The organism is Acinetobacter sp. YH12097 (assembly GCF_013419225.1).
GTDB lineage: Bacteria > Pseudomonadota > Gammaproteobacteria > Pseudomonadales > Moraxellaceae > Acinetobacter > Acinetobacter amyesii.
Window position 1 is genome coordinate 78,640 of record NZ_VPAN01000002.1, and the last position, 12,481, is coordinate 91,120.

The 12,481-nt window shown below is 41.5% G+C and carries 11 protein-coding genes; 6 read left to right on the top strand and 5 right to left on the bottom strand.

The genetic code is table 11. The features are described from left to right. Nucleotides 1–77 precede the first annotated feature (77 nt). Nucleotides 78–986, top strand: a complete 909-nt coding sequence (locus tag FTU37_RS01935; protein WP_180004317.1) for a polyprenyl synthetase family protein — start codon at nucleotides 78–80, stop codon at nucleotides 984–986. A 196-nt stretch (nucleotides 987–1,182) separates the two neighbouring features. Here FTU37_RS01935 and putP read toward each other — a convergent pair whose 3' ends face one another. The 5 genes from putP to FTU37_RS01960 form a co-directional block, all read right to left on the bottom strand. Beyond that, complete coding sequence (gene putP / locus FTU37_RS01940) at nucleotides 1,183–2,673, bottom strand: sodium/proline symporter PutP (protein ID WP_180123687.1); 1,491 nt, start codon at nucleotides 2,671–2,673, stop codon at nucleotides 1,183–1,185. A gap of 211 nt (nucleotides 2,674–2,884) precedes the next feature. Beyond that, nucleotides 2,885–3,739, bottom strand: a complete 855-nt coding sequence (locus tag FTU37_RS01945) for an SPFH domain-containing protein (RefSeq protein ID WP_078189969.1) — start codon at nucleotides 3,737–3,739, stop codon at nucleotides 2,885–2,887. Between the two features lie 16 nt (nucleotides 3,740–3,755). Then, the gene (locus FTU37_RS01950; RefSeq protein WP_180022299.1) at nucleotides 3,756–4,235 is read right to left on the bottom strand and encodes an NfeD family protein; all 480 of its coding nucleotides are present in this window, start codon (nucleotides 4,233–4,235) and stop codon (nucleotides 3,756–3,758) included. 99 nt (nucleotides 4,236–4,334) lie between these two features. Beyond that, entirely contained in the window at nucleotides 4,335–5,258 is a 924-nt protein-coding gene (locus FTU37_RS01955; RefSeq protein ID WP_180123688.1) for a patatin-like phospholipase family protein, read from the bottom strand. A 61-nt stretch (nucleotides 5,259–5,319) separates the two neighbouring features. Beyond that, entirely contained in the window at nucleotides 5,320–5,955 is a 636-nt protein-coding gene (locus FTU37_RS01960) for a 1-acyl-sn-glycerol-3-phosphate acyltransferase (protein ID WP_180123689.1), read from the bottom strand. Between the two features lie 168 nt (nucleotides 5,956–6,123). Here FTU37_RS01960 and FTU37_RS01965 point away from each other — a divergent pair, with 168 nt between their 5' ends. From FTU37_RS01965 to FTU37_RS01985, 5 genes are all read left to right on the top strand, one after another. Continuing rightward, entirely contained in the window at nucleotides 6,124–7,410 is a 1,287-nt protein-coding gene (locus FTU37_RS01965; protein ID WP_180123690.1) for an MFS transporter, read from the top strand. Nucleotides 7,411–7,537: 127 nt separating this feature from the next. Continuing rightward, a complete protein-coding gene (locus tag FTU37_RS01970) occupies nucleotides 7,538–8,644 on the top strand; it encodes a porin (RefSeq protein WP_180110676.1) in 1,107 nt (368 codons plus the stop codon). Between the two features lie 140 nt (nucleotides 8,645–8,784). Continuing rightward, nucleotides 8,785–10,455, top strand: a complete 1,671-nt coding sequence (locus FTU37_RS01975; protein WP_180022303.1) for a phosphoethanolamine transferase — start codon at nucleotides 8,785–8,787, stop codon at nucleotides 10,453–10,455. A 3-nt stretch (nucleotides 10,456–10,458) separates the two neighbouring features. Next, nucleotides 10,459–11,127, top strand: coding sequence for a response regulator transcription factor (locus FTU37_RS01980; RefSeq protein ID WP_078189962.1), 669 nt, complete (start codon nucleotides 10,459–10,461; stop codon nucleotides 11,125–11,127). A gap of 19 nt (nucleotides 11,128–11,146) precedes the next feature. After that, nucleotides 11,147–12,466 carry an ATP-binding protein gene (locus FTU37_RS01985; RefSeq protein WP_180123691.1) on the top strand — a complete coding sequence of 440 codons (1,320 nt, stop codon included), beginning with the start codon at nucleotides 11,147–11,149 and terminating at the stop codon, nucleotides 12,464–12,466. Nucleotides 12,467–12,481 lie beyond the last annotated feature (15 nt).

A 12,481-nucleotide genomic window follows, 5' to 3' on the forward strand; every position in this document is an offset into this window, starting at 1 on the left:
CAAAATTGACAGAAAACATTGGCAGTCGATTTGCTAATGAACGAAGCAGTTAAATATTTAAAGTATTTGAGGTGAATGTGTCTTCTTTAACAGACGTTTCCACACATGCCCTGACAGAAGCGCAGCAGCGTATTCAGCAGGATTTACTGACAGCGCTTGATGCATTTTCAATTCCAGAACCCTTAAAAGGGGCGGTGTATCATGCTGTGATGTTGGGTGGAAAACGTGTTCGACCGGCACTTTGTTATGCAACAGCAGCGTTAAAACCCAATACCAATTTTGCAGCAGTACGCCGTGCTGCGGTGGCAATTGAATTTATTCATTGCTATTCATTGGCACACGATGATTTGCCGTGTATGGACAATGATTTACTTCGTCGTGGTCAACCAACTTGTCATGTGGCTTTTGGTGAAGATACGGCCTTACTTGCTGGCGATATTTTACAATCGATGGCTTTTGAAGTTTTAGGCAGTCGTCTCTTTGATCAAGGCCCAGCAGTTGAAGCGCCGATTATCTTAAAGCAAATGCAAATTTTAGCGACTGCAACTTCAAAAATGGTCAATGGACAAGTCCTAGACTTACAAGCGGAAGGCAAACACGTCAGTCAGGATGAACTAGAAAACATTCATCGAAATAAAACCGGCGCTTTAATTTCTGCAGCAATCATGATGGCGGCAGTGACAATATTTAATGGCACAGATCAAGCTATTCCTAAACTCCGCGAATTTGGTCTTGCGATTGGTTTAGCCTTTCAGGTGCAAGATGATATTTTAGATATTATTGCTGATACTGAGGCATTGGGTAAAACAGCGGGTAAAGATCAACAAGTGGATAAATCGACATATCCTGCGCTAATGGGTCTTGATCAAGCCCAAGCTTATGCAGAAGAATTACATGCACAAGCGCTTCAAGCTTTGGATTATTTTGCAGAAGATGCGGCAGAATTACACAAGATCACGCAGTTTTTATTAAAACGTCAAAGTTAATATGACGCAGTAAAAGACCTCAGCCCACACATGTAACATGTTGTGGGCATTTTTATATTTTGTACATTTGGAACAGAAGGAAATAAACCATCTAGGTAATATCTAAATGGATGACATGATAAAAACAAAAAAGGACGCTAGGCGTCCTTTTTTGCAGATATTAAAACTTAGAAATTAAATTTAAGTGCTATTGGTCTTAAATACTTTCTTTATAGATACGATCTGCTTCTTCAAATTTTTCAGTGACTTCAGCAGATGGCGCTTTGCCCATTAAACTCACAATGATGATTGCAATGAGTGAGCAGATGAAGCCCGGTATAATTTCATAAACGCCTGTATCGCCCCAGAGGTTTTTCCATAGAATAACCATAACAGCACCAACCACCATACCGGCTAAAGCACCGTTCAATGTCATACGTTTCCAGAACAATGACATGATAATCAGTGGGCCAAATGCAGCACCAAAGCCTGCCCATGCATATGCTACGAGACCAAGGACTTTAGAGTCAGGATTACCCGCCATATAGATCGCAAGCAACGCAATCATTAACACCATGAAACGGCCGACCCAAACCAATTCTTTTTGTGAAGCATTTTTGCGTAAGAATGATTTATAAAAGTCTTCAGTTAATGTACTTGAGCAGACTAAAAGCTGACAGCTTAAGGTACTCATGATCGCAGCTAAAATCGCAGCCAATACGATACCTGCAGCCCATGGGTTAAATAGAATTTTAGTCAATTCCATAAAGACCGTTTCAGGGTTAGCTGTAACGACACCTGCTAGTTCTGGATGCTGTTGGAAATAAGCAATACCGAAGAAGCCTGCTGCAACTGCGCCACCGAGGCAGAGCGTCATCCATGTCATACCAATACGGCGTGCATTAGGAATCGATTTAACTGAATCTGCTGCCATGAAGCGCACTAAAATATGCGGTTGACCAAAATAGCCTAAGCCCCATGCCAATAAAGACATGATTGCGACAAAACTTAAGTCAGCAAATACATCCATGGCTTGAGGGCGTGCTGCTTCAAGTGCCAGAGTGAATTGGGTTAAATCAGAGAACGACAACATGACCACGATAGGTGTCAGCAGCAAGGCAAAAATCATAAAGCCCGCTTGAATGGTATCGGTCCAACTGACAGCAAGGAAGCCACCAATAAACACATAGCTCACCGTTGCAATGGCACTGATCCAAAGCGCAGTGCTATACGACATACCAAACATACTTTCAAATAATCGAGCGCCTGCAACCATGCCTGAAGCACAGTAAATTGCGAAGAAAATCAAAATAATTACAGCAGACACGATACGTAAGATTTTCTTTTGATCGTTAAAACGATTTGAGAAATAGTCAGGTAGGGTCAAGGCATTATTTTGAACTTCGGTATGTACCCGGAGACGACCTGCAACAAGTAGCCAGTTGAGCCAAGCACCGATGATCAGACCAATTGCAATCCACATTTCAGATAAACCTGAAAGGTAAATCGCCCCCGGAAGACCCATGAGCAACCAACCACTCATATCCGATGCACCTGCAGAAAGGGCAGTGACAAAGCTCCCTAATCGGCGGCCACCTAAAATGTAGTCAGAAAAGTTACTGGTCGCACGGTATGCAAGTAAACCGATCACGACCATGGCGACAATATAAAAAAGAAAGGTAATTAGGGTGGGATTCAGGGAGCTCATACGGTATCCGCTTTGGCGTTGGACAATTGCGTTTAATTAGGGGACTCAATGGGATTTGCCTACGCCAAGTAGGTGAAATCGAACGATAAGTCCTAAAACGTCAAAAAAATAACGTGAAATTTAAACATAAATTCTCAAACTTTGCCTTCTTTTTTGTTTTGGGCATAAAAATGGGCCGTATGTCACGACCCATTTTAATTAATGCGAAGATTTAGTTATTACGTCCCATCACACCACGAATGGTGTTAAGTACATCCGCAGGTAATACCACAGTTTTGGCATTATTAGATTTAGCCATATCTTGCATGGCTTTGACGTATTGTTCACCGAGTAAGTATGCAACTGGAATTTCTTTATCGCCGACGGCTGAACTCACCATTTCAATTGCACGTTGAGAAGACTCTGCCAGTACCACTTGAGCTTCTGCATCACGACGAGAGGCTTCTAAACGACCATCTGCTTCCAAAATCGCCGCTTGTTTTTCACCGTCTGCCTTGGTCACTGTCGCACGACGTTGACGTTCCGCTGCCGCTTGCTCTTCCATTGCTGCTTGCATGGTATGAGAAGGTTTAATATCTTGAATTTCTACAGTTTTAAGCGTAATACCCCAGTCAGAGATATCATCAGAAATAGCAGCTTTAAGTTTAGCCTTAATATGATCACGCGATGAAAGTGCATCATCGAGGTCCATTTCACCGACAATAGAACGTAAAGAGGTTTGAACTAAGTTTTGAATCGCCCATGTGTAGTTTTCAATACCGTAAACTGCTTTTTCAGGCGTGGTTAAATTGATATAAGCCACAGCATTCATCAGCAGTACCGCGTTGTCACGTGTGATCACTTCCTGAGAGGGAATATCTAACACGATATCTTTGGTTGTGACTTTATAAGCCACTTCATCGACATACGGAATCACAAAGTTCAGTCCCGGATTGAGCGTGGTATGGTATTTACCTAAACGCTGAACAATCCATTTATAACCTTGGGGAACAATACGAACACCTTTAAAAATGGTGACGGCTACAAAAACTAAGAGCGCTAAAAAAACAATAGAAACACCAGACATGTCATTTCTCACTTATTTATGGATTGTCAGCGGGGTGGTTGCTGCTGTGCAGTTGGACGACTAAATCATTGCCTAAAATATCGGTCACGCGAACGCGATCACCGACTTGAAGTGCATCTTGGGTACGGCAATGCCATTCGTCTGAACCTAAAACAGGCATTGGGAAGCGAACTTTTACGCTGCCATGATTGAGCTGGGTTTGAATCACCATACCCACTTGGCCAATCGTCGCTTCACGTGACAGACCTGCTTTGGTTTTATCAATGGATAAAGGCTTAATAAATTTGAACCACAAAAATGTGCAGAGCACGGCAAAAATAATCCAAACCACAATTTGCACATTAAAGTCCATGGATGGAAAGATCCAATATAAGATCCCAACCAAAATTGCAGAAACACCAAACCAGAGCGCTGCAAAAGACGGCAAAATCAGTTCAAAAAGCATCAAAGCGACGCCCAATACAAACCAGTGCCAAGGTTCTAAAATAAATTCCATACATCTACTCTTATATAAGGGTGAATTGATATAGATGAACCAGTATCTATATCAATGTAGCAGATGTATAACTCAATGAATATAAAAAAAATCGTTGAATTATATTTTCGCTTTTGGTGCTGGTTTAAAGGCCGCAGGAGACTGTTTAAAGTTATCGATCGCCTTAATAATGCTATTCACTTTAAGCTGTGCCGCTTTTTCACCTTCTAAAATCGTCGCATTGCTCGACTTCAAATCGAGTGTGCCAATATGTCCCACTTTAGGTTGAATCACGAAATTGGCATTTTTCAGTTCTTCATTAATACTTTGTTGTCCCATGATGTTAATGGTTTGATCGAGTAAACCAAACATGCTTACGGCTTTGCTACCGTCAGGACGCGCAGAAATATCAACCGCAATCACGATATCTGCACCCATATCACGTGCCGTTTTCACTGGAATCGGGCTGACTAAACCACCATCGACATATTTCACCCCTGCAATGGTTGCAGGTACAAATACATTCGGAATACTGCACGATGCACGTACCGCTTGGCCTGCATTACCACGGTTAAATTCAGTTTTACTGCCATTATCCAAACGGGTGGCTACAGCAGCAAAGCGCTTTGGAAATTGTTCAATTGATTTATTGCCGACGTTTTTATTAACAAAGTCTTGCAGTTTTTGCCCTTGAATAATGCCTTGGCTATTTAAGGTTAAATCACGAATATCAGACTCTTTAAAGTTCAGGGCCAATTGCTGCATTTGATATGGTGTTTTACCGCTGGCATATAAGCTACCGACAAAACTACCCGCACTGGTCCCAGTCACAATTTTAGGTTTAATACCATGTGATTCGAGCACCTTAAGCACACCAATATGTGCAAAACCTTTGGCACCGCCACCACCGAGCGCAATCGCGATCACCGGTTCACGTGCTTTGGCTGGTGTAAGTGTCGTGGTCGCAGGCGTTTTGGTTGCAGAATCACAGCCAGTGAGTGCCAATACAAAGAGGCTAGGAATCAGGTAATGCAAAAGTTTCATGGGTGAAATCTGATGGTTAAATATACAAAGTGCACATCACATCAAAAAAATAGCCATTTGACTAGGGCTTTTTCCAGTGCTTTTGTAACGGCAATGCCAACCATTCGGGATTTTTCGGGGAAAATTTCCCGTCATATATCTTCAAAATTTTTTCGAGATCAGTTTCAAAATCTCCACTGGGTTCAAAAACACCCAAGCAATGAATGATTTTCTTTGCATAATCAAAGCTAAACATCACAATAGGTATCTGTGCTTCATAGGCAATATAGTAAAAACCACTCCTGATTTTATCGGCTTTTTTTCGTGTTCCCTCAGGTGCCATTCCAATCCAAATTTGATCTGTCGCTTGGACAATCTCAGCAATTTCACGTGTCAGTCCATGTGGATTTTCACGCTGTACTGGGATCACGCCGACCCAATCCAAAAGTGGTTTTAAGGGAGTATCAAAAAGGGTGTTTTTACCAAAAATGGTTATTTTTATCCCGATCCCAAGCAAGGCGAGAAAACCATGCCATGCATCTATATTAGAAGTATGCGGAGAAATGATCGCTACAGCTTTGGCAAGGTTGGGAAATTCGCCGTCAAATTTCCATCCTTGTGCCAAAAAAAGTTTTTTAAAAATTGCGCGGCTCAGGGTGGAACCACGTGATGGGACTTGATCGGGCAAAACCGGAAATAATTGAGTCTTTTGATTCATTGCATATTCTTATATAGGTGAAATCCATTTTCGATGCGATGCACATTTAAAAGTATGGCATCAGCATTGACCTTATCTTAGGTCGATGATTTTTTTAGATCATTGGCAAAATAGCCGTATTTTGACTACTCTAAATGTAACTTCAGCGCATTCAACATTTAGGAACTTATGATCCAGCTTCGTCAGCTCTATCTTTTACTGTTTTCCTTATATTGGGCGCAAGGGTTACCTGTCGGTTTTATGACGCATGCTTTACCAGTGATTTTAAGAGCGCAAGGTGTATCTTTGGCACATATTGGTGGCTTTGGATTACTCATGCTGCCATGGTCGATCAAAGTTTTTTGGGCACCGTGGATTGATCGACATGGTTCAAGGTCCAAAGGGCACTATCGGAGTTGGATTATTCCAATGCAGTTGTTGTCCGTGGTGGTCTTGGTCTTCCTGTCTTTTTTGCCGATCCAAAGCTTGAATGAACCGATGTATTTGCTGCTATTTTTTGTGGCTTTACTCAGTATGAATTTGGTTGGTGCGACTCAAGATGTCGCAACCGATGGCTTGGCCGTCAATATTTTAAAAACTGACCAACAGCACTGGGGCAATACCTTTCAGGTGATTGGTTCCAGACTCGGCTTTATCGTGGGCGGTGGTGCTGTACTTTGGGTCTTGGATTGGTTGGATTGGCAAGCCACCTTTCTGTTTTTAGCGGCATTGGTGTTCATCAATACGATTCCTATTTTTCTGTATCGAGAACCTTCAAAGCCACCACTCAACATAAAATCTAGTCCAGAGAATGATAACAACCATAAACATACTTCAGGCTTGTTCTACGCTATTCGCCAGTATTTGACTTATTTTACCCAAACTAAAACCCTCACACTGTGGCTCATGATCTTATTGAGTTTTAAGCTTGCAGATGGTCTAGCAGGTCCTTTACTTAAGCCACTGATGGTCGATTTAGGATTGAGTTTTAGTCAAATTGGTCTGTATGTCACCATGCTAGGTGCAGTGGCTGCTTTAATTGGGGCAGGGCTTGCTGGTCTTAGCTTGAAGTATATTTCTCGGGCACAGGCCTTGGTTTTCTATTCAGTATTGAAAATATTCAGCTTATTAGCCTATGCATGGTTGGCTTTGCAGTTCGAGGCAAAACGGCCCGTCCATGAATGGCTGATCTATGGGATCAATGCTGCCGAAGACATGATTTCAGCCATGCTGCTCGTGATCATGCTGACTTTGGTGATGCAATATAGTCGTAAAGCATTTGCAGCAACGGACTTTACATTTCAGGTTGCCATTATGGCGACGGTGAGTGGGGGGCTGTATAGCATCAGTGGCATAGTGGCCGATCAGTTGGGTTATAGTACTTATTTATTTTGGATCACAGGTTTGGCTGCATTGAGCTTAGTCCCGATTCTATTTTGGGGAAAAGCATCAAAAAATGACCAAAATCACTTCTAAATCATGATTTTGGTTGTTTTTTATCAGCTAAAGCACTAAAAGAGCAATGCAAATATTATTTTAATAATTTTGTAATATGTTTCGCGTGTGTAATATCTGTTACAAAATAATTTAAGGAAATTTTTTGATGAAAACTAAGTTAGCAGCGGCTATCGCATTGAGCCTTTTGGCTGGGTCAACCTTTGCAGCACCAACCTTCTACGGTGAAATTGATGCGTCAGTTGATTATTTACCTGAAGATAATAAAACGGGTGTTTCAGACAAAGATGTCGTTGAAATCAGTTCAAACAGTTCTTTCTTGGGTTTAAAGGGCGATGAAAAACTGACAGACCGTTTAAGCGCAGTTTATGCAATTGAATGGGCATTTAACTCAGACGGCGAAGGCGATGACTGGTCTAAGCGTAACCGCTTCGTTGGTTTGAAAGATGCGAAACTTGGTACATTGAAAGTTGGTGCACACGATACCCCATTAAAACAATTGTCTAGTCCGGTTGATACATTCAACAACTACGTGGGTAACCGTGCTGATGTTACAGGCATCATGACGGGTGAGAACCGTGTAGATAACGTTGTTGTCTATGAATCACCAGCATTTAAAATTGCTGAAGGTGCAATTAAAGTTAATGCATTGCTTGCAACAGGTGAATCTTCAGGAATCAAGAGCGACAAAGGTGTAGTAAAAACTGCAGGTCGTGGTCTTGGCGATGCTTGGTCGGCGTCTGTTGTCTATGACAGCCCCGTTGTTGTTGCTGGTTTAGCGTATGACAAAGCCATTCCATCGAACTTTGGTGGTGTAGGGATCTTAAATGCTGAAAGTCCTGAAGTTGCGGGTACAAAAGCATTTGCTGCTGCAAATACTGTTCGTGCGATTGGTCGTGTAAATCTTGAGGGTGGTTTGGCACTCAAAGCATTGTATCAAACATCAGAGGTTGAGGCTGCTAAAGGTAATGATGTTGCAGCAGCAAATATTGATGATGCACAAGGTTGGTTAGTCGGTGCAGAATACAATCTACCTTCTGCAAAAGCTTGGACAGTAAAAGCACAATATAGTCAAAATACCACGACCTATAAAGTGGGTGATGATTACGAAGCTCAGCAATTCATTGCAGGTGCGGATTATGCATTTAGCAAACAAGTGAAAGCTTATGGTTATGCAGGTTACTTAGCACTTGAACAAGGTTCGAATGAAAGCGAACAACCTGTATTGGGTACAGGTCTAGAATTTAAATTCTAAGACTTAGATTTAAGTTGTTCAAAAAGCGATGTTTTACATCGCCTTTTTTGATTTTTCTTGCTTGGTTTTGATCAGTTTTAAGTGATTTTTAAGTTTGAATTTTTAGATTAGGGCATCAAAGATCAATAATTGATGCCAATATGCTTCAGGTCATAGCTAAAATACAGCAAAAAATTCCAAGACTTAGTTTAAGTCAATTTAACCTCGTGCTTGCCTTATGGCTTGGGGTGGTTTTGAACCTCGCGTTTTATCAGCAAATCCAGCAGCTCACACCTTATACGGGGCTGAAGGCCGGACTATTTTTAGCGGCAACCGTACTGGTGGTAGTGGCACTTTATAATGTGCTGATGCAACTCCTGCAATGGCGATGGAATTCAAAACTTTTGGCGAGTGTTTTGCTGATCATTGGTGGCTTGAGTGCCTATTTCGTCAATAGTTTAGGCGTGACCATTACATCTGACCAAGTGCAGAACATGATGCAAACAGATGTAAAGGAAGTGCAGGATTTAATCTCGCCACAATTTTTTATCTGGGTCTTTGGACTGGTTATTTTGCCAGTGCTATTGATCTGGCTTTTGCCACTGCATAAAGAAGCCCTAAGCACGGTCGTAGCCAAAAAGGGTCTACATATAGTGCTATCGCTCATCCTTTTGGGTGCTTTGCTGTTTGTTTATTTTGTCGATTATGCTGCGATCTTTCGTGAGCATCGTGACTTAAAAGGCATGCTCTCACCACAAAACAGTATCGCTTCGACATTTTCCTATTATCACAAAAAAGCACCGAAACAGAATTTGCCATTGCTGAACTATGGTGAAGATGCACATATGGTTGAAAACGTAAGCGCCAAAAGCTTACCAAAATTGATGGTCTTAGTGGTTGGTGAAACTGCGCGCGCGGAAAGTTTTTCACTGAATGGTTATGCTAAAAATACCAATCCTGAACTCAGTCAGCAAAATATTATCAATTTTAGCCAAGTCAGCTCATGTGGCACCGCAACCGCTGTGTCTGTTCCTTGTATGTTCTCGGGTATGCCGAGAACCGAATATGATGAACAGCTTGCAAGTCATCGCGAAGGTTTACTCGATATTGCACAGCGTGCAGGCTATAAGGTGACGTGGCTAGATAATAATTCAGGCTGTAAGGGCACATGCACACGTGTTGAAAAATATGAATTTCCTGAAGCGCTGAAGAAAAAGTGGTGTGATGCCGATGGCGAATGTCATGATGAAATCTTAGTGGATGGTTTGAAGGTATATTTGGCTTCGATCCCCAAAGCAGATCCAACTCCCCGTTTGATTGTATTACACCAAATGGGCAGTCATGGCCCTGCTTATTTCAAACGAAGTACCGCAGCGTTTCAAAAATTTAAGCCAACCTGTAATAGCAATGCCATACAGGGATGTAGCTCTATAGAATTAATAAATAGTTATGACAACAGTATTATTTATACCGACCATGTGCTGAGTGAATTGATTAACACCTTAAAAGTGACTGACCACTATCAAACAGGACTGTGGTATTTGTCCGATCATGGCGAGTCGACAGGTGAGCATGGCTTATATTTACACGGTTCTCCATACGCAATTGCACCGTCACAGCAAACCCATGTACCGATGTTGATGTGGTTTTCACCGGCGTGGCAAAAAAATAATTCAGCGCAATATACTTGTTTAATGGCACAAAAAAGCCAAAAATTAAGTCAGGATAATCTATTTCCATCGCTATTAAGTTTGCTCGATGTGCAGACTCAAGTGATTGATGAAAAAAACAATATGTTGCAACAATGTACTTCAGTACAGCGCAGGACTTAAGCCATGCACAAAATACTTATTATTGAAGATGATTTCATGATTGCCGAATCGACTAAAACCTTGTTGAACTATCAACAGTTTGAAGTCGAGTGGGTGAATAATGGTATCGATGGCTTAAAGCTCATAATGCAAGGGGGAATTGATATCGTCTTGCTGGATCTGGGTTTGCCGATGATGGATGGTATGCAAGTCCTGAAACAAATTCGTCAAATGCAGCCCAAATTGCCAGTATTAATCATCTCGGCACGGGATCAACTACAAAACCGTGTAGATGGTTTAAACCATGGGGCAGATGACTACCTGATTAAGCCTTATGAGTTTGATGAATTACTTGCACGGATTCATGCGCTCCTTCGACGCACAGGGCTGAGTTCAGTCGAAGCACCACAGAAAATTTTAAAACATGGTGAATTGATTTTAGATATTGAGCAGCATCTTGCACGCTATAAGGGGCAATATGTCGATTTATCTAACCGTGAATGGGCCATATTGATTCCATTAGTGACACATCCGAATAAGATTTTTTCGAAAGCCAATTTAGAAGATAAGCTTTATGATTTTGATAGTGATATCAGCAGTAATACCATAGAAGTGTATGTGCATCATCTCAGAACAAAATTAGACAAAGATTTTATTCGCACCATTCGTGGTTTAGGTTATCGACTCGGTTAAGGCAAAGGAATTATCGACCATGCAGCAGCCTTATTCTCTGAAAAAGAGACTAATTATTTATGTGTCTGTTTTCAGTATGCTTTTGGGCTGTCTTTTGGTGTTTTCAGCTTATCGAATTGCACTTGAAGAAATTAATGAAATTTTAGATGCGCAAATGCAAAATTTGGCGGAACGTGTTGCAGAGCATGATCCGCAGCCCATTCGCAGCGAATTTGATCAACATAAGCGTTATCACGAAGAAGATTTATTTGTCGATGTGTGGGCCTATCAATCCAATGCGCATCAAACCCATCAATTAAAATTATTGGTCGCGCCTCAGCCCAAAGCCGGTTTTTATACTCACAGTACCCAACAAGATGAGTGGCATACCTATATTTTGCCACTTGCAGATCGGCAAATTCAGGTCAGTCAGCAAGAATCGGTTCGACAACATCTTGCTGCTGAATTGGCTAGTAGTATGTTTATTCCCTATTTGGTTTTCATACCTTTTGCATTAATCGCTTTGGGATGGTTGATTCAACGCAGTTTAAATCCACTGGAAAAATTTAAAAAAGAACTGGCAAAACGGGATGCCTTTGAACTTTCTCCAATCTCTCAAATGCCTTATCCAGAGGAAATTGCACCAACCATTATTGAAATGAACCAGTTGTTTGAACGAATTTCGTTGTCGCAGCAGGAACAGCGCCAGTTTATTGCTGACGCAGCGCATGAGTTACGGACCCCGATTACCGCACTGAATTTGCAAATGCAGATTTTGCTACAAAAATTTCCACAAGATGACGCTCTACAAAATTTGAGTAAAGGTTTAATTCGTATTCAGCATTTGGTGAGTCAATTATTGAGTTTGGCAAAACAAGATGCCTCGGTCTTTGAACTTGAGCGCAAACAACATTTTGATCTTAAGCAAGTTGCAACCAATTGCGTGGAGCAACTGGTGCATTTGGCCATGCAAAAAGATATTGACCTTGGCATGGAGCAACAACAAAGCATTGCCTTATATAGTCTTGAGCCAACGGTACATTCAATTATTTTTAATTTGATTGATAATGCCATTAAATATACCCCTGCACAAGGCATGATTAATGTCTCCGTCTTTGAACATGCGGGGCAGGCGGTTGTACAGGTTGAAGATAGTGGGCCTGGCATCGACCCTGCTTTATATGAGCAAATTCGAAAACGCTTTTATCGAATTTATAATCATGAAGAAATTGGAAGTGGTTTAGGGCTGGCAATCGTGGATAAAGCCGCAAAACATATCGGTGCGGATTTGGAGTTTTCTAAAAGTGAAGCATTGGGCGGTCTGAAAGTGAATTTACAGATCCCATTCAGTGAATCATGAGTGACTCAATCATTT

Bases quoted from the DNA above. Each gene is read 5' to 3' on its own strand.
- putP (WP_180123687.1), bottom strand. From the start codon at position 2,673: ATGAGCTCCCTGAATCCCACCCTAATTACCTTTCTTTTTTATATTGTC.
- FTU37_RS01945 (WP_078189969.1), bottom strand. From the start codon at position 3,739: ATGTCTGGTGTTTCTATTGTTTTTTTAGCGCTCTTAGTTTTTGTAGCC.
- FTU37_RS01950 (WP_180022299.1), bottom strand. From the start codon at position 4,235: ATGGAATTTATTTTAGAACCTTGGCACTGGTTTGTATTGGGCGTCGCT.
- FTU37_RS01955 (WP_180123688.1), bottom strand. From the start codon at position 5,258: ATGAAACTTTTGCATTACCTGATTCCTAGCCTCTTTGTATTGGCACTC.
- FTU37_RS01960 (WP_180123689.1), bottom strand. From the start codon at position 5,955: ATGAATCAAAAGACTCAATTATTTCCGGTTTTGCCCGATCAAGTCCCA.
- FTU37_RS01965 (WP_180123690.1), top strand. From the start codon at position 6,124: ATGATCCAGCTTCGTCAGCTCTATCTTTTACTGTTTTCCTTATATTGG.
- FTU37_RS01970 (WP_180110676.1), top strand. From the start codon at position 7,538: ATGAAAACTAAGTTAGCAGCGGCTATCGCATTGAGCCTTTTGGCTGGG.
- FTU37_RS01975 (WP_180022303.1), top strand. From the start codon at position 8,785: ATGCTTCAGGTCATAGCTAAAATACAGCAAAAAATTCCAAGACTTAGT.
- FTU37_RS01980 (WP_078189962.1), top strand. From the start codon at position 10,459: ATGCACAAAATACTTATTATTGAAGATGATTTCATGATTGCCGAATCG.
- FTU37_RS01985 (WP_180123691.1), top strand. From the start codon at position 11,147: ATGCAGCAGCCTTATTCTCTGAAAAAGAGACTAATTATTTATGTGTCT.